This window comes from Pseudomonas sp. MWU12-2345 (genome assembly GCF_023242385.1).
Lineage (GTDB): Bacteria > Pseudomonadota > Gammaproteobacteria > Pseudomonadales > Pseudomonadaceae > Aquipseudomonas > Aquipseudomonas gingeri_D.
Map to the genome: position 1 here is coordinate 1 of NZ_JALLJA010000023.1, position 17,881 is coordinate 17,881.

At 62.4% G+C, this 17,881-nt stretch carries 15 protein-coding genes; 3 read left to right on the plus strand and 12 right to left on the minus strand.

Annotated elements, in window-relative coordinates:
- Positions 1-31 precede the first annotated feature (31 nt).
- The 3 genes from M5C71_RS29905 to M5C71_RS29915 are packed head-to-tail and all read right to left on the minus strand — an operon-like array spanning position 32 to position 5,240.
- Positions 32-3,085 carry an efflux RND transporter permease subunit gene (locus M5C71_RS29905; RefSeq protein ID WP_248769418.1) on the minus strand — a complete coding sequence of 1,018 codons (3,054 nt, stop codon included), beginning with the start codon at positions 3,083-3,085 and terminating at the stop codon, positions 32-34.
- Positions 3,082-4,152: an efflux RND transporter periplasmic adaptor subunit gene (locus tag M5C71_RS29910; RefSeq protein ID WP_177104313.1), complete on the minus strand. Its 1,071-nt coding sequence runs from the start codon at positions 4,150-4,152 to the stop codon at positions 3,082-3,084. Before M5C71_RS29910 ends, M5C71_RS29905 begins: the two co-directional genes overlap by 4 nt.
- Positions 4,149-5,240 carry an efflux RND transporter periplasmic adaptor subunit gene (locus M5C71_RS29915; protein ID WP_248769419.1) on the minus strand — a complete coding sequence of 364 codons (1,092 nt, stop codon included), beginning with the start codon at positions 5,238-5,240 and terminating at the stop codon, positions 4,149-4,151. The genes M5C71_RS29910 and M5C71_RS29915 overlap by 4 nt, the downstream gene beginning before the upstream one ends.
- 111 nt (positions 5,241-5,351) lie before the next feature.
- Here M5C71_RS29915 and M5C71_RS29920 point away from each other — a divergent pair, with 111 nt between their 5' ends.
- Entirely contained in the window at positions 5,352-6,512 is a 1,161-nt protein-coding gene (locus tag M5C71_RS29920; protein WP_248769420.1) for an AAA family ATPase, read from the plus strand.
- A gap of 313 nt (positions 6,513-6,825) precedes the next feature.
- Here M5C71_RS29920 and M5C71_RS29925 read toward each other — a convergent pair whose 3' ends face one another.
- From M5C71_RS29925 to M5C71_RS29965, 9 genes are all read right to left on the minus strand, one after another.
- Positions 6,826-7,608 (minus strand): MetQ/NlpA family ABC transporter substrate-binding protein, encoded by a 783-nt coding sequence (locus tag M5C71_RS29925; protein ID WP_103499041.1) that lies wholly within the window; start codon positions 7,606-7,608, stop codon positions 6,826-6,828.
- A 150-nt stretch (positions 7,609-7,758) separates the two neighbouring features.
- On the minus strand, positions 7,759-8,664 hold the full coding sequence (locus tag M5C71_RS29930; RefSeq protein ID WP_248769421.1) for a sigma 54-interacting transcriptional regulator: 906 nt from the start codon (positions 8,662-8,664) through the stop codon (positions 7,759-7,761).
- 57 nt (positions 8,665-8,721) lie between these two features.
- A complete protein-coding gene (locus M5C71_RS29935) occupies positions 8,722-9,303 on the minus strand; it encodes an alpha/beta hydrolase (protein ID WP_103499039.1) in 582 nt (193 codons plus the stop codon).
- A gap of 313 nt (positions 9,304-9,616) precedes the next feature.
- Positions 9,617-10,018: a biopolymer transporter ExbD gene (locus tag M5C71_RS29940; RefSeq protein ID WP_100942624.1), complete on the minus strand. Its 402-nt coding sequence runs from the start codon at positions 10,016-10,018 to the stop codon at positions 9,617-9,619.
- Between the two features lies 1 nt (position 10,019).
- Positions 10,020-10,745, minus strand: a complete 726-nt coding sequence (locus tag M5C71_RS29945; RefSeq protein ID WP_103499038.1) for a MotA/TolQ/ExbB proton channel family protein — start codon at positions 10,743-10,745, stop codon at positions 10,020-10,022.
- Between the two features lie 43 nt (positions 10,746-10,788).
- Entirely contained in the window at positions 10,789-11,607 is an 819-nt protein-coding gene (locus tag M5C71_RS29950; RefSeq protein WP_248769422.1) for an energy transducer TonB, read from the minus strand.
- Between the two features lie 82 nt (positions 11,608-11,689).
- Entirely contained in the window at positions 11,690-12,046 is a 357-nt protein-coding gene (locus M5C71_RS29955) for a hypothetical protein (RefSeq protein ID WP_248769423.1), read from the minus strand.
- Positions 12,047-12,094: 48 nt separating this feature from the next.
- Positions 12,095-12,418 (minus strand): hypothetical protein, encoded by a 324-nt coding sequence (locus M5C71_RS29960; RefSeq protein ID WP_103499036.1) that lies wholly within the window; start codon positions 12,416-12,418, stop codon positions 12,095-12,097.
- A gap of 208 nt (positions 12,419-12,626) precedes the next feature.
- On the minus strand, positions 12,627-14,999 hold the full coding sequence (locus tag M5C71_RS29965; RefSeq protein WP_248769424.1) for a TonB-dependent receptor: 2,373 nt from the start codon (positions 14,997-14,999) through the stop codon (positions 12,627-12,629).
- Between the two features lie 153 nt (positions 15,000-15,152).
- Here M5C71_RS29965 and M5C71_RS29970 point away from each other — a divergent pair, with 153 nt between their 5' ends.
- Together M5C71_RS29970 and M5C71_RS29975 are read left to right on the plus strand one after the other, a co-directional pair.
- Complete coding sequence (locus M5C71_RS29970; protein WP_100942629.1) at positions 15,153-16,100, plus strand: LysR family transcriptional regulator; 948 nt, start codon at positions 15,153-15,155, stop codon at positions 16,098-16,100.
- A 112-nt stretch (positions 16,101-16,212) separates the two neighbouring features.
- Positions 16,213-17,817, plus strand: a complete 1,605-nt coding sequence (locus M5C71_RS29975; RefSeq protein WP_248769425.1) for an alkaline phosphatase family protein — start codon at positions 16,213-16,215, stop codon at positions 17,815-17,817.
- Positions 17,818-17,881: the final 64 nt, after the last annotated feature.

The following is a 17,881-nucleotide window of genomic DNA, read 5'->3' on the forward strand; positions in this document are numbered from 1 at the left end:
GGGATATCGGGACATACCCGAAAAAACGTTTCTACCGGACCTCCTGCTCCGGCTCCCGAACCCTGTACCACGCCACATACAGCGCCGGCAGGAACATCAGCGTCAGCACCGTCGCCACCACGATCCCACCGATCATCGCGTAGGCCATCGGGCCCCAGAATACTTCCCGGGCAATCGGGATCATCCCCAGGCTCGCCGCCGCCGCCGTCAGCAAAATCGGTCGACGTCGATGCTCCGTCGCCTCCACCACCGCATCCCACGGCGCATAACCATTGCTCTCGTACTCGTTGATCTGGGTCACCAGGATCACCGAGTTGCGGATGATGATGCCGATCAGCGCGAGGATCCCGAGGATCGCCACAAAGCCCATCGGCGTGCCCGTCGGCACCAGCGCCAGGACCACGCCGATCAGGCCCAGCGGTGCGACACTGGCCACCAGGAACATCTTCTGCACACTGTGCAGCTGGATCATCAGGAAGGTCGCCATCAGGAACAGCATCAGTGGTACCACCTTGGCAATCGGCCCCTGGGCCTTGCCGCTCTCCTCCACCGTACCGCCGGTGACCACCTTGTAACCCGGTGGCAAGCCGGCGGCGAACTGGTCGATATCGGGCTTCAACTGCTTGACCAGATCGGTCGGCTGCAAGTTGCCACGCACCCCGGCCTTGAGGGTGATGGTCGGCAAGCGATCACGGCGCCAGACCAGCGGCTGCTCCAGTTCATAACGCACCGTGGCGAACGCCAGCAACGGAATCGACACCCCGTTGGGCGTGACGATCTGCAGGTTCTGCAAGGTTTCCGGCGTGCCCCGCTCACTGTCCACCGCCCGCCCGACCACGTTGATCAGGTAGATATCGTCCTTGACCTGGGTCACCGGCGAACCGCTGACAATGCTGTTCATCAGCCTCGCCACATCCTCGGATGACAAACCGAACTGCCGCGCCTTGTCCTGGGCGATATCGATGCGCAGCACCTTGCCCGGCTCGTTCCAGTCGTAGATGGTTTCGCCGACATTGGGGTTCTTGTCGAGGATGGTTGCCAGCTCGATAGCATGCTTGCGCACCTGGTCGATGTCCTTGCCACTGACCCGGTACTGCAACGGCCGCCCCACCGGCGGGCCCATTTCCAGGGTCTGGACAAAGCTGCCGATGCCGACGAAATCCTCCCGCAGGCGCTTGTTCAGCCGCTCGATCAACGCGGCGCGCTGCTCCAGGCCTTTGCTGACGATGATCAACTGCGCGTAGTAGGGGTTCTGCAATTGCTGATCGAGGGGCAAGTAGAAACGGACCGCGCCCTCGCCGATATAGCTGCTCCAGCGCAGGATATCCGGGTCGTCCTTGAGGCTCGCCTCAAGCCGGTCCACCGCCTTGCGCGTTTCGTTGATCGAGGCGTTTTGCGGCAGGTTGAGGTCAACGAGGACTTCCGGGCGGTCCGAGGACGGAAAGAACTGGTTCTGCACAAAACGCATGCAGAACACCGACAAGGCAAACACCAGCACCGTCAGGCCGATGGCCCACCAGCGATTGCGCATCGACCAGAGCAAACCGGCGTTGAACACCCGGGCAACACGTCCCGGTTCGCCACCATGGACCTTCACGTTCTCACTGAGGATATGCACGGCGATCACCGGCGCGAACAGCACCGCGACCACCCACGACACCAGCATCGCCACGGCAATCACCGCGAACAGGGTGAAGGTGTATTCCCCGGCGGAACTGGCATTGAGGCCGATGGGCACGAAGCCCGCCACGGTCACCAGGGTACCGGTCAGCATCGGAAAGGCCGTCGAGGTGTAGGCGAACGTCGCCGCCTGTTCCTTGCTGTCGCCCTTCTCCAGCCGCGTAACCATCATCTCCACGGTGATCATCGCATCGTCCACCAGCAGGCCGAGGGCGATGATCAAGGCGCCGAGGGAGATCCGCTGCATGGTGATGCCGCTGTATTCCATAAATACGAAGACCATCGCCAGCACCAGCGGGATCGAGCAGGCCACCACCAGCCCGGCACGCATGCCGAGGGCGATAAAGCTCACCACCAGCACGATGATCACCGCTTCGAACAAGGCGCTGGTGAAACCGCCGACGGCCTTCTCCACCACCTCGGCCTGGTCAGAGACCTTGTGCACGCCGACGCCCACCGGCAGTTCGGCGGTCAGGCTGTCCATGCGCGCATGCAGGCTCTTGCCGAAGTCCTGGATATTGCCGCCCTTCTTCATGGCGATGGCCAGGCCGATGGCGGCCTGGCCGTTGTAGCGAAACAGCGGGGTCGGCGGGTCGACATAACCGCGGCTGATCTCGGCGATATCGGCCAGACGGTAGAAACGGTCATTGAGCTTGAGGTTGACCGCCTCCAGGTCTTTCTCCGAGGCGTATTGCCCGGAAGCCCGCACCGAGATCCGCTCCGGCCCGGCCTCGATCACCCCGGCCGGGGTCACCGCGTTCTGCGATTGCAGGCTCTGCACCACCTGGCGCTGGTCGATGCCCAGGGCGGCCAGCTTGCGGGTGGAGAAGTTCAGGTAGAGGACTTCGTCCTGCGCGCCGATCATCTGGATCTTGCCCAGGCCCGGCACATCGCGAATCTGCGCCCGCACCTGTTCCACGTAGTCGCGCAGTTGACGCATGCTCAGGCCGTCGCTGGTAAAGGCGTAGACCGAACCGAATACATCGCCGAACTCGTCGTTGAACCCCGGTCCCTGGATACCCTGGGGGAAGTCACCGCGGATATCGTCGATCTTCTTGCGTACCTGGTACCAGATCTCCGGGATGTCCTTGCCGCTGGTGGTGTCACGCAGAAACACGAACACCGTCGACTCGCCCGGCCGGGTGTAACTCTTCACATAGTCCAGGGAGTCGAGTTCTTCGAGTTTTTTCTCGATGCGGTCGGTGACCTGTTCCAGGGTGTCATCCACCGTGGCGCCGGGCCATTTGGTCTGGATGATCATGGTCTTGATGGTGAAGGACGGATCTTCCTCGCGCCCCAGGTTTATGTAGGAAAACACCCCCATCAACAGCGCGACGAACATCAGGTACCAGACGAACGACTGGTGTTTGAGGGCCCACTCGGACAGGTTGAAGGACCCTTTCATTGGGCTTTTTCCTCAGCGACTTTGACTTTCTGCCCCGGTTTCAGGCTGTTCACTCCGGCACTCACCACCCGTTCGCCGGGTTTGACGCCGGAAGCCAGCAGCACGCCGTCGGCATCGCGACTGAGCACCCGGACCTCACGCAATGCGACTGTCTGGCTCTGCGGGTCGATGATCCAGACCCGGGTCTGGCCCTCGCTTTCCAGCAGGGCCGAAAGGGGCAGGCGGGTCCGTGGCGCAATGGCCGAGCTGAGGGTGACGCTGATGGAGCTGCCCAGGCGAAATGCCGCCGGGGTCTCGGCCAGGGTCAGCCGGGCACGTTGGGTGCGGGTGGCGCTGTCGGCCTGGGGCTCGATTTCTCGCAGTCGGGCGGTGGTGTTGACGGAAGGATCAAGTTGGCTGGCGACAAGGAACTCGACGCCCTCGCTCAGCTGATCAGCCAAGGCGGCCGGCAGATCGATGACCGCTTCCTTGATATCGGGACGCGCCAGGGTCACCACCTGCTGGCCGGCGCTGACCACCTGGCCGGCCTCGGCTTTCCAGGCGGTGACCACCGCCGCATGGTCGCTGTGCAGTTCGCTGTAACCGAGCTGGTCGCGGGCCTGGCTGACCGAGGCCTTGGCCTGCTCCAGGGAAGCTCCGGTGGTTTTCAGGTCAGTCTGGGCGACGTCCAGTTGCGCCTGGGCGCCGACACCACGGTCGAACAGCTCCTGCTGGCGTCGGGCATTGGCCTGGGCGTTGATCCACTGCGCCTGGACCCGCGCCAGATCGCCTTCGGCGGCGCGCAACTGGTTCTGTTGATCGGTGGGATCGAGGCTGGCGAGCAAGGCGCCCTGCGCCACCTCGCTGCCGACATCCACATAACGCCGGGCAATGCGTCCCGAGACGCGAAAACCCAGGGTGCTTTCATAACGCGCCTGGATGCTCCCGGCGAAACGCCCGAGGCTCTGTTCCAGGGCCGGCGTGACCTCGACGAACAGCACCGGGCGTACCGGTTCGGGGGCAGGCTCCTGTTTCGAGCAGGCGACCAGCAAGGCGCCACTCAGCAACACCAGCGACAGGCGCTTCATGGCTGGGCTCCCTTGGCCGGTTGCGCGGCGATCTCCACCAGCATGTCCGGATGGAGCAACTGCCCACCGGCGATCACCACCTTTTCACCGCCCTGGAGGCCGTCGCTGATGATCACATGGCCGGTCAGGTAGCGTCCGACCTTGACCCGGTGCAGGCTGACCTTCCCACTATCGTCCACCAGCCACACGGCCGGCTCGCTGATGTCCTTGGTCAGGGCCGACCAGGGCAGCTCGATACTGGCTTTGCCGGGAGCGGTGACGGTGGCGCTGACCACCGAGCCCAGGTCCATGCCGGCCGGCAGCGCGCCGAGGGCGACCTTGACCTGCACGGTGCCGCTCTGGGCCGAGACCGCCGGGGTCACTTCACGGACCTTGCCGGTGGCCTGGATAGCCGGGTTGTCGAGCAGGGTCACGGTAATGCTCTGGTCGCCGGGCGGCTCCACCAGCAGCGACTCGTAGACGTTGAACACCGCGTCGCGCGCGCCGTCACGGGCCAGGCTGAAGATCGGCATGGTCGCCTGCACCACCTGCCCGACCTCGGCCTGGCGGGCGGTGATCACCCCGGGCGCCTCGGCGATCAGCGAGGTGTAACCCAGCTGTTCACGGGCATTGGCCAACTGTGCCTGGGCCGCGGCGAGCGCGCTCTTGCTGCTCAGCAAGGCGGCCTGGGCCGAGTCGTATTCGCTGCGACTGGTATACCCCTTGGGCAGGAGCTTCTGCTGGCGGACGAAAGCCGCGCTGGTCTGCTGCACCCGCGCCTGCTGGGCATTGACCTCGGCCTGGGCGGTGTCGACATGGGTTTGCAGGTCCTTGGGGTCGAGCTTGGCGAGCACCTGTTTGGCGGAGATCCGCGCGCCGACGTCGACAGAGCGCTGGATGATCTTGCCACCGACACGGAACGACAGGTCGGTCTGGACCCGGGCCTGGACATCGCCGGTCAGGGTCACGGCGGCGCCGAAATCCTTGCGTTGCACCTGCTCGACGAAGACCCGCGGCCGCTCGGGTTCAGGCGGTTTGTCATGACCGCATCCACTCAAGAGCGCTGCCAGGCCGAGGGCGACCATCCACTGTGTTCGATGCCCCTTCATGCACGCTCCTTTGCGTAATACAGTTTCGCCAGTGCGGTTACGACTGTTAGCGTAGAACAGGGTTCCCTCACTGCACACCAACAACTCAACTCACCCCGCAGGACGCTTTTCATGCTCAAGACCCTGGCGGTCGCCAACTACCGCTCGATCAACCAACTGGTGGTGCCGCTGGGTCGACTGAACCTGATCACCGGGCCCAATGGCAGCGGCAAATCCAACCTCTATCGCGCCCTGCGCCTGCTGGCGGAAACCGCCCAGGGCGGGGTGGTCAACGCACTGGCGCGTGAAGGCGGGCTGGATTCGACCTTCTGGGCGGGGCCGGAGACCATCAGCCGGCGCATGCGCAACGGTGAAGTGGCCATTGAAGGCCAGGTCCGCAAGGGGGCGAAGCGCCTGCGCCTGGGGTTTGCCGGTGAGGACTTCAGCTACGCCATTTCCCTCGGCTTGCCGGAGCCGAGCAGTTCGTATTTTTCCCTGGACCCGGAGATCAAGCGCGAATGCATCTGGGCCGGTGCCCTGTATCGCCCGGCCAGCCTGCTGGTGGGACGTTCCGGGCCCATGGTCAAGGCCCGCGAAGGGCGTGGCTGGGAGGTGCTGGCGCAACACACGCCAAGCTTCGACAGCCTGTTCGATCAGGTCGGCAATCTGCGCGGTTCGCCGGAAGTACTGTTACTGCGTGAGAGCATTCGCGGCTGGCGTTTTTACGATCACTTTCGCAGCGATGCCGACGCGCCTGTACGCCAGCCCCAGTTGGGTACACGCACGCCGGTGCTGCATCACGATGGTCGCGACCTGGCGGCGGCGTTGCGGACCATTATCGAAGTCGGCGACGCCGAAGCCCTGCACGCGGCCATCAGCGATGCCTTTCCTGGCTCACGGCTGGAGATCGCGCCGTTGCAAGGTGCGCGCTTTGCCATCGAGTTCTATCAGGAAGGGTTGCTGCGACCGCTGTCGGCTGCCGAGCTGTCGGACGGGACCTTGCGTTATCTGCTGCTGGTGGCGGCGTTGCTGACGCCCCGGCCACCGACCCTGATGGTGCTGAACGAACCGGAAACCAGCCTGCACCCGGACCTGCTGCCGGCCTTGGCGCGCCTGATCGTACAGGCTTCGGAGCACTGCCAGCTGTGGGTGGTGTCCCATGCCAGCCGCCTGATAGCGGCGTTGCAGCAGGACCCGGCGTGCAACGCCATCGTCCTGGAAAAAATTCTCGGACAGACCGGGGTTGTCGGCCAGGACAGGCTCGATGAGCCGGCCTGGAACTGGCCGGACTGACCCTGGGTTAAAACCCGCCCGACTGATTTGCCGGATAGTCAGCGGGCGGCTACTTTCCTTTGCACCGCAATACGGATCTTTTTACCCAATGGGCGCTCCAAGCACGGACGAACATGGCCCGCTCAATGGCCAGCCCATAACAAGGAAGACTATATGGTTCAGGCAAAAGCGCCGGAAAAGCTCGATCCACAAGACATCGTGAAGCTATTGATGGCATTGCGCCGAGCAGTGAGAAAACAACCGAGCGGGCAATAAAAAACGCCGACGCTGGTTGCTCGTCGGCGTTCAAACCTTGGAAGGGGTTCTTCGCGAATCAGAACGCCGGCAATACCGCGCCTTTGTACTTCTCGGCGATGAATGCTTTCACTTCCGGGCTGGTCAGGGCCTTGGCCAGTTTCTGGATCGCGTCGCTGTCCTTGTTGTCCGGACGAGCTACCAGGAAATTCACGTAAGGCGAATCGGCACCTTCGATCACCAGTGCGTCTTTGGCCGGGTTCAAGCCCGCTTCCAGCGCGTAGTTGGTGTTGATCATGTCCAGGTCGACCTGATCCAGAACCCGTGGCAGCAGGGCCGATTCCAGTTCCTTGAACTTCAGGTGCTTGTCGTTCTTGACGATGTCTTTGGGCGTCGACAGGGCGTTGGTCGGGTCTTTCAGGGTGATCAGACCGGATTTCTGCAGGAGCAGCAGGGCACGGCCGCTGTTGCTGCCTTCGTTCGGGATAGCCACGGTGGCGCCGTCTTTCAGCTCAGCCAGGCTTTTGACTTTCTTCGAGTAACCACCGAAAGGCTCGACGTGCACGCCGATCACGGTGACCAGGTTGGTGCCCTTGCCTTTATTGAAGCCATCCAGGTACGGCTTGGTCTGGAAGTAGTTGGCGTCCAGGTGTTTCTCGGCCACCTGGGTGTTCGGTTGTACGTAGTCGGTGAAGACCTTGATTTCCAGGTCCACGCCTTCTTTGGCCAGGGTCGGCTTGATCAGCTCGAGGATCTCGGCATGGGGGATCGGCGTTGCCGCCACGACCAGTTTCTCGCCGGCCTGGGCCAGACCTGCCGCCAGAGCAGCCGCCAATGCGGTAAACAACAGAACCTTTTTCATGCAGTGTCCTTATCGAAGATCACGGTCGTCATCGACGACAGCCTTGAGAGAGAGGTGCCAGTAAAGTGATATCGCTGGCGTGGGGCAGAAGATACCGATATTTTTTATTCCAGAACAATATCTTTTATTCATCTTCATATTCCATTTTGTTCATACAGCACTATCCAGCAGGCGCTTGAGTGCCGCCAGTTCCTCAGGGGAACTGCTACCGATAAATTGCTCGATCAAGGCCAGGGGTGCCGGCAGGTTCAAGTGCTCCGGCAGAATCTCGTCGCCACTGCTGACCAGCAAGGCAAAGTGAATGACATTCTCCAGCTCGCGGGTATTGCCCGGCCAGCTGTGACGCTCCAGAGCACGCTGGGCACTTTCGCTGACCAGTGGCACCAGCAGGCTCAGGCGCTGACTGTAGATACCGAGAAAATACTCGGCCAGGGGCAGGATATCGCCGACCCGCTCGCGCAATGCCGGCAACTCCAGCCGGCCTTCGCTGAGGTAGTGATACAGGCGCTCATGGAATTTACCGACCGCCACCGCCTGGGCCAGGTCGATGCTGGTGGCCGCCACCAGGCGTACATCCACCGGACTCGGCTGCGGCGCGCCGACCCGGGTGACTTCATGATTTTCCAGGGCGGCGAGCAACTTCACCTGGATCGGCAACGGCAGGTCGCCAATCTCGTCCAGGTACAAGGTGCCGCCATTGGCCGAGCCGAACCAGCCGGCGCGACTGCTGGCCGAACCGCTGTAGGCCCCCGCCGCATAACCGAACAGTTCGGCATCAGCGTAGGTCGGGCTGATGGCGCCGCAGTTCACCGAAACAAACAACCCGGTGCGGTCGCTGGCACGGTGGATATGCCGGGCGAGCAACTCCTTGCCGGTCCCGGTCTCGCCACGGATCAATACCGGCACCGACTTGGGCGCCAGGGTTTCGAGTTCTTCACGCAGTTGCCGCGAACGCGGGTCGACGAACACTAGCGCCTTGGCGCGAATGCTCAGTGGGCTTTTTTCCGAATCGGGAAAGGTCAGCAGCGGCTGACCGAAGGTTTCATGCAGGCTCATGGCAGGCTCCCGCCCCAAACCACCAATGGCAGTGGGCGTTCAAGCAAAAGAAAGAATTCAGGCGCGACGCAGGGAATGCTGTTCCATTCGGGTCTGCAGGCGGTACAGGTAGGCAAAACCCTGTTCCCAACGCTGGTGACCGGACTTCACATTGATATGCCCGGCACCGCTGAGGATGCTCGCTTGCGCGCCCCAGTCGCGGGCCAGTTCCAGGGTCCGCGGGGCGCTGACGGCGGCGTCGTTGTCGGAGGCGACGATCTGGCTCGGAAACGGCAGCAGGTCGCTCGGAATCGGCGCAAAGTTACGCAAGGCCGGGGCGCAGGCGGGACGCTCGACATCGGCCGGGGCCACCAGCAATGCACCACGGACCTGGCGCAGCAGGTGCAACGGCGCTGTTTGCGCCCAGTGGGCAACGGTGATGCAACCCAGGCTGTGGGCAATCAAGATCACCGGCGTATCGTCCGCGGCAATGGCTTCGGCCAGGGCCGCGACCCAGTCTTCGCGGCGCGGCGTCAGCCAGTCGGCCTGCTCCACCCGCGCACTGTTGGGCAGGCTGTTCTGCCAGTGGGTTTGCCAATGATCTTCTGGCGATCCTTGCCAGCCCGGCACGATCAGATAACGAATCGACTCGTTGCGCATGGGGTACACCTCCTCCAGCGTTTGCGTTCCCGATCGAGTATAGGGAGGAGAGTTATATTCGTTAAGGAATAAGAAGCTATTTATTAAGACCATAAAGAAATATAAGGACCTGCGAATCACTCCTTGTCGACGCGAATCCTTTGTAGGAGCAGGCTTGCCGGCGATGAGGCCCGTAAGTCCTGCATCGACTATCCAGCCGCCATCGCCGGCAAGCCGGCTCACAGGTTCTGCATTTGCCAGTTGCTCCGTGGAAATAAAAAAGGGCCGCACCCTGCCAAGGAGACGGCCCAAGAAACTCGAGGATCTGTTGCGTTCAGCGCGCGGTAATCACCGAAAGTTTGGTGATCCCGGCCCGCTCGATGGAGGCCATGGCCCGCGCCACTTCGCCGTAGTTCACGCCGTTGTCGGCCTGCAATTGCACCCGCAGGTCCGGATCCTTGGCCTTGGCCGCCTGGAGGTTGAACTCCAGCAGCTCGGGCTTGATTTCATCCTTGTTGAGGAACAGCTTGCCGCTGCCATCAATGCTCACCACCAGCGGGTCCTTCTGCTCCACCGGCGCCACGGCTTCGGTCTTCGGCAGGTTGATCGGAATCGCATTGGTCAGCAGCGGCGCGGTGACGATAAACACCACCAGCAGCACCAGCATCACGTCCACCAGCGGCGTGACGTTGATCTCGCTCAATACCTCATCGCTGTCCTGGGTCGAGAAGGCCATATCAGGACGCCTCCTTCACTTTCTGCGCACCGCCCTGGGCGGCGGTTTTGTTCGCCGTCGGGTGGATCAGCACGCGGAACGAACTCTTCTGCGCCAGGCTGTAGAAGTCATGGGCGAAGTCATCGAGGTCGGCGGCGGTGAGCTTCAGGCGACGCAGGAAATAGTTGTAAACCAGCACCGCCGGCACCGCGACGGCGATCCCGACACCGGTGGCCACCAGCGCGGCACCGATCGGACCGGCAACGGTTTCCAGGCTCGCGGACCCGGCGGCGCTGATGCCTTTCAAGGCTTCCATGATCCCCCACACGGTGCCGAACAGACCAATGAACGGCGAGGTGCTGCCGATACTGGCGACTACCGCCAGGCCGGTTTCCAGGGAGCGTCGTTCCCGCACGATCTGTTGGCGCAGGGCACGTTCGAGACGGTCCTGATGATTGATCGCCTGGCTCAGATCCGCCGCGTGGGGCGCATCGCCGACCTGGATCGCGGCATAACCGGCCTGGGCCACGCGAGCGGCTGCGCCCGGTTGGGTTTCGCTGAGCTCGGCGGCCGAGTCGAGGCTGGAAGCGGCCCAGAACTGTTTGTGGAACTTGCGATCCTGGGCCTTGAGGCGGCCGAACTGCACGCCCTTGAGCAGGGCCAGGCCCCAGGTGGCGACGGAGAAGACCACCAGCAGCCAGATCACCGCGCTTTCGATGGATTGGAGTGGAGATGCCAGTAACGTCATGATGTGTTCCCTCTGTGGAAGCGTTTAGCGCGTTGGGTGCCGATCAGTGGATCTTGAAGTCGATGGGTACGCTGACCCAGCCGACCTGGGCGACATCGCCCTGCTTGGCCGGGACAAAGCTCCAACGCTTGACCGCTGCCAGCGCGGCGTCGTCGAGTTGCTGGCGACCACTGGTTTTCTGAATCTGGATCTCGCCCGGTTTGCCGCTGGCCAGGACCTGCACCCGCAACAAGACCGTGCCTTCCCAACCGCGACGCTGAGCCAGCTGCGGATATTCCGGCGCCGGGTTCTTCAGGTACGCGGCGCTGGCCGAAGCCGGGGTCACCGGTGCCGGCGTCGGCGGCGCCGGTGGCGCTGCCGGAGCCGCTGGCTTTGGCGGCGCGGGCGGTTGCTCGACCGGCTTGGGCGCAGGTTTCGGCTCAGGCTTGGGCACCGGCTTGACCTTGGGTTTGGGCACCGGCTTGGGCGGCGGCGGTTTGGCCGCCAGCTCATCGACCACTGGCGGCGGCGGCTCGACCACCGGTGGGGGCGGCGGAGGCGGAGGGGGTGGAGGCGGCGGTTCAACCACGGGCGGAGCCGGTTGGGAGAACTCGATGGTCATCGGTGGGATTTCCGGCGGCACCACCGGCAGCACCGGGGTTTCCTTCTGGCTCAGCCAGTAGATCACCGCGCCATGCAGCACCAGCGCGAACACCCCGAGCAAGATCGCCTCGCGTCGGCTGAGGATGCCCTTGGGCACTTTCTGCAGACGCAATTGCCCCAGCGGCGCGCGGTGGGGCCGGCCGAGGTCGACCAACTCGCCACCCGGTGCCGGTTGCCTGCGCACCTCATGTGCACTGGCAGCGGTCTGGACATTGCCCATTGAATAACTCCTGCGGTCTTCAGCAAAAAATCGTCGAGGCGCGCTTGGCGGCGTCGAGGTGCCGATGATCCACGGAGGCTGCTTAGGCCTTAAAGCAATATTTAAAATTATACATAGAACAAAAATGAATATTGATTTTCAGTGCCCCGCTCAAGGCCGTGTGTTTCAAGGGCTCCAGCCAATCGCCCGGAAAGCCATGCTTTTCAGGCATTGAAAATATTCGCTCAAGGCATGCCTTCAAGGCCCGAAACCGCCACTTGATGAGCGATTTCAAACACGCGGCGGCGATCACCACACGGGCAACCGCGCGGATGACAAAGAAACAGAAAGAAGGATTCGGATGTAAGAAAGAGGGAAGTACAAACAATAAAATGGCGTATTTAATAATTAACACAGACGACAAAACATACCGCCAGTACTTCGAGCGGATGAGCAGCATCCGCCACTCACCCGTTCGTTGGCCTGGCAGTATAGTGTGTTGCCTTTATTACTGTTTGACGAACTCGCCACCCAGACCGACCACTTGGCCGTCAAAGGTGCTGCGTGAACCGCTCGCTCTCAGTCGCCCGTAGTTGTGGTCGGGGGAGAAGGCGGCGAAGGTGACATAGCCGTGACCATCATTGTAGCCAGTGAAGGCAATGATCGTGGGCTGGCCGGTGCTGTTCTGGAAGTGGTAGTGGCCGGTCACGTTGTAGTTCACACCGGCCTGGGTGATCTGCCCGCTGAAGGAACCGTTCGAGTCGTTACCGTCGGTCACGACCAGTCTGGCGTCAGAGTTGGCGTTTACATAAGTTCCATTGATGCTCGACATGATGCGTTCTCCTTATGTCGTTAATACACTCTTCCACTGAAGGTGAGGTTCTCCTGAAACTCACGACACCCAGCATGGTTGGACTTGTAACGTCTGTCCAATTGCACCACCGGTTATTTATCAATCGATTGGCTATATGAACCATGAGCATGGTGAATAACTTGTTTGGCGGATGAGTTGTATATAACCAACTCTTCACTGAATGGACTCAGAAGTCATAGCGCCCGGTCACCCCGAGGGTCCGCGGCGTGCCGAGCAGTCCTTCATAGCCGCCATTGCCGCCGGTCCAGAGGGTGGTGTAGTAGGTCTTGTCGAAGGCGTTCTTCAACCACAACGACACATCCCATTGACCCTGCTTGAAATCGCCGCGCAAGCCGGTGGACAGGTTGACCACCGCATAGCTGGGAATCTGCCCATAGGCGGAGTCCTCGACCGTACCGGCGGCCTTGGAGCGGAAGGCGTAGCTGCCGGTGACGTATTCTTCCCAACCGTTATCCAGGTTCCATTTGTATTCGCCATTGGCGTTGGCAATCCACTTCGACGCCCCCGCCACCTGGTGCCCGGTAAGGTCGCAGGAAGCCGGCGCCCCGGGTTGCAAGGCGACCTCGGGCGCGCACGGCGCATCCTTGTAGGACATGTAACGCACATCGTTATAGGAGCCGTTGAGATTGAGGGTCAGGCCGCGCAGGGGAATCAGCGTGCTCTCCACTTCCAGCCCGCGCGAGCGCACGGAACCGGCGTTGGTCAGGTATTGCACACGGGTGTCGTAGTCATAGGCGTTGGTCTGGTATCCGTTGACCTGGGTCCAGAACAGGTTGGCGTTGAGCTGCAGGCGCTTGTCCCACAGGGTGCTCTTGAAACCCAGTTCGGCGTTGTTGGCGCGCTCGCTGCCCACCAGCAGCGAGCCGGCACCGGCCGTTGGGGCCGTCCCCACCGCAAGGCTGACACCACCGGATTTTTCACCGTGGGACAGGGTCGCATAACCCAACAGGTCGTCGGTGAAGCGATAGCTCAGGTTCAGCAGGCCCGACGGGCTGATGCTGTACAGGCTCAGGTTACCGGAGTCATAGGCACCGGCACGGCCGGCTCGGGCCGTGGCGGCGGCACCGGTCACGGCTGCACCGCCAACCGGTGCATCGCGGGTCACCCAGGCACTTTTTTCCTCGTAGCTGCCGCGCAGGCCGGCGGTGAAGTCGAGGCGCTCAGTCAGGTGCCAGGTGCCCTGGGCGAAGAGCGCGAAACTGTCGGTGTCGATATGCCCGTTGCCGATGCTGGTGACGTTGTTCAACGCGCCCGTGGGGGTGCCGTTCCAGATATCCGCCTTGGGGCCGTAGTAGCTGAAGCTCTGGTTATCCAGCTTCGAGCCGAAGTAGTACGCCCCCAGCACATAGTCGAAGAACCCACCCGTGGGCGAGGCCAGGCGCACCTCCTGGGACCACTGGGTATCCTCCACCGAGACCCCGGAGTTGTAGGCGGCCGGGACGTTGAGCCCGTCGTCGTTGCGCGGAGTGAAGTTCCACCAGCGATAGGCGCTGATGGACGTCAGGGTGAAATCGTTGGGCAGGGTCCAGTTGGCCTCCAGGGAAGTGCCGCCCTGGAACACCCCGACGTGTTGCTGACCGTCGAGATTCACTTCCCGATTCCGACCATCGGCGAGGGTCGCCCCGGCCGCGGCAGCCCGCGCCTGGTAAAGGTTCACGCCATTGATGGTCGGGCCGGTGCTGTAGAGCACGCGGGTCCCGGCGCTGGAGTCTTCTTCGTTGTAGTCGCCGATCCAGCGCAGGTTGAAGTTTTCGTTGGGCTTGAACAGCAGCTGTCCGCGAAAGCCGTCCCGCGAGCCGCCGTCCAGCTCATGGCCGTTGTATTCGTTCTTGATATCGCCATCGCTGCTGGTGCGATAGGCCGACAGGCGCCCGGCCAACTGATCGGTGATCGGGCCGGAAATCGTGCCCTTGGTCTGGAAATAACCATCCTCGCCCACCGAACTTTCAATGCTGCGCTCGGGCGTGAAACTCGGCGCCCGGGTATTGATATTGATCACCCCGGCAGTGGTGTTCTTGCCGAACAGCGTGCCCTGGGGACCGCGCAACACTTCCAGTTGCTCGATATCCATCAGGTCGAATACGGCCATGCCCGGACGACTCAGGTAGACGTTGTCGATATACAGCCCGACGCTGCCCTCCAGGCCATCGCTGGCCGGATTGTTGCCCAAGCCGCGAATCGACACGCTGGACTGGCGCGCATGCATGTAGGCGACGTTGACGCTGGGCACCAGTTGCTGCAGATCCTGGATGCGATAGACCCGCTGGCTTTCCAGGGCCTGGCCACCGATCACGCTGATGGGCACGGGCACGCTCTGGGAGCTTTCTTCCCGGCGCCGGGCGGTGACGGTCACGGTTTCCAACTGCCCGCTGTCGGCCTTGGGCTTGCTGGTACTGGCCACGGGTGCCGGGTCCGGCGGTGCTTCGCTCTCGGCAGCCTGGCCCAGAGACCAACTGGCACTCCCCGCCAGCAACAGGGCCAGGGGCAAGCGCTTGAGCCGCCGCGAAGGGTGATGCAAGGCAAAATTGAACGAATTCATGGGCGGCTCCTGGTCAAAAAATACACATTCCGTATATTCTTTAAAGTTATTTATTTATGTTTTTACAGATATTTACTGCATAAGAGATTGCCTTTATAAGGAATCGACGTAATGCATAGCCAATGCATTTCCCCGATATTTTCCATGTGAAAAATGCATATCGACCTGCGTCAACTCCGTCACTTCATCGCCCTCGCCGAGCAGCGCAGTTTTGTCGCCGCGGCCACGGCGGTGAACCTCTCGCAGTCAGCGTTCAGCCGCAGCATCCAGGCTCTGGAACACAGCGCCGGGTGTCAGTTGGTGGATCGCGGACGCAAGGACCTGGCGCCGACCAAACAGGGCCAGGTGTTGCTCGAACATGCTCGCCGACTGGTCAGCGGCGCCCAGCAACTGGCCAATGAAATCAGCCAGTTCAACGGCCTGGAGGCCGGCGAGGTGCGCTTCGGCTGCGGGCCGGCGCCGGCCTCGGGGTTGATCCCACGGGCCATCGGCCACTTCATCGGGCGCTATCCGAAAGCCCGGGTGCAGTTCCAGGTGGATGACTGGCAGAGCCTGAGCAAACGGCTGTTGAACGATGAGTTCGAATTTTTCGTCGCCGACACCCGCAGCTTCGAGGCCAACCCGGATTACCTGACCCAGCGCCTGCGGCCACGCAAGTGGTATTTCTGCTGCCGGGCCGGGCATCCGCTGGCGGCTCAGGAGAGCGTGACGGCCGGGCAATTGCTGAGTTATCCCCTGGCCTCGACGATTCGTCCGCCGAACTTGCGCAAGGTGATCGTCGACCTCAGCGGTCGCCCGGATTTCACTCCGCAGGTGGAGTGTGAAAGTGCGTTCAGCCTGTTGGGGGTGGTGTTGAGATCGGATGCCATTGGTATCTGCGGTGAGAACAGCGATGCCTGGGAGTACGCCCGTGGCGGGTTGGTAAGGCTGAAGATCGAGGGGTTGGCGGAGGATCTGGAGGAGTTGTATACGCGGTATGGGATTGTCAGCCGGGCCGGGTATCGGTTGTCGCCGCTGGCCGAGGCGATGATCGAGCAGATCAAGAGCGAGGATGCGCTGGAGGTGGGTGAGGTGTGCAGCCTGGAGCAAATGGCTGTCTGAGCGAGACTCACCCCATGCACACCATGCATAGAAAACAGTCGCCAAATGCGCTTGCCGAAAATCGCGCCAAAACGCGAAATCCCTCACTTGTCCTCCGCTGCGGTGAACCTCCATGCCCCACGTGCGCAACGTGCTTTACATCATGTGCGACCAACTGCGTCGCGATTATCTGTCCTGCTACGGCCACCCCCATCTGCACACGCCGAATATCGACCGCCTGGCCGCCGCCGGCGTGCGCTTCAGCCGCGCCTACACCCAGGGCACCATCTGCGGGCCGTCGCGGATGTCGGCCTATACCGGGCGTTACGTCAGCAGCCATCAAGTGGCCTGGAACGCCGTGCCGCTACCGCTGGAAGAACTGACCATCGGCGACTACCTGCGGCCCCACGGCATCCGCACCGCCCTGGTCGGCAAGACCCACGCCACGCCCAATCTCGACGCCCTGCAGCGACTGGCCATCGACCCCGACAGCCTTCAGGCCGAGCCCTTCAACGAAGTCGGTTTTGAAGCCTACTCACGCCACGACGGCATCTACCCCGATGACCCGCTGTTCGCCGATAAACGCGAGTCGGCGCCCTACACCCATTACCTGCGCGACCTCGGCTATAACGGCACAAACCCCTGGCATGACTGGGCCAACGCCGCCGAAGGCGAAAACGGCGAGATCCTCAGCGGCTGGCAAATGCGCCACGCCCATTTGCCGGCGCGAGTAGCGGAACAACACTCGGAAACGGTCTACACCACCGACCGCGCCATCGACTTCATCAGCGAACAGGGCGAGCAGCCATGGTGCCTGCACCTGTCGTATATCAAACCGCATTGGCCCTATATCGCCCCCGCGCCGTACCACGCGTTGTACAGACGCGAGCAGGTGCTGCCGGCGGTCCGTCCGGCACCGGGCGCGGCTAGTGATCACCCGGTCTACGGCGCCTTCCGCCAGCATGAGGAAAGCCTGAATTTCTCCAGGGACGAGGTGCGGCTGAATGTGGTTCCGACCTATATGGGCCTGATCAAGCAGGTCGACGACCAGCTCGGGCGACTGTTCGACGTGCTCGAAAGCAGCGGCCACTGGGACGACACACTGATCGTGTTCACCAGCGATCACGGGGATTTTCTCGGCGATCATTTTCTCGGCGAAAAGGAGTTCCTGCTGGAGCAGGCGGTCGGCGTGCCATTGATCGTGCGCGACCCGCGGGCGGCGGCGGATAGTACCCGGGGTACGGTGGATGAACGCCTGGTGGAAACCATCGATGCGCTGCCGACGTTTCTCGAAGCACTGGGTCTGCCGTCGGCGGAACATCGGTTGGAGGGACGGTCGCTGGTGCCGCTGCTGCACGGGGCGCAACCGGACTGGCGCCGCTATGCCATCGCCGAATACGACTATGCCTTCCAGGCCCCGGCCCGGGAGCGGCTGGCGCAATCGATCGATCGTTGCCGGATGACCATGGTCCGTAGCGAGCGCTGGAAGTACCTGGCGTATGACGGATTTCGGCCGCAGTTGTTCGACCTGGAAAACGACCCGCAGGAACTGCATGACCTGGGGGCCGATCCGGCCTTGGCGGCGGTGCGTGAAGAGCACTTGGGGTATCTGTTCGAGTGGCTGCGCGGGTTGAAACGCCGGACCACCATCAGCCATCAGGAAATCGATCTGCGCGGGCAGCGCTTTCGTTATGGCGAGCCGGAGGCGGAGAAGGTGGTGCAGATCGGGGTGTGGTGAAACCTTGAGGGCCGCCAGCCAAGTGTGATCTCAATGTGGCGAGCGGGCTTGCCCGCTCACCACA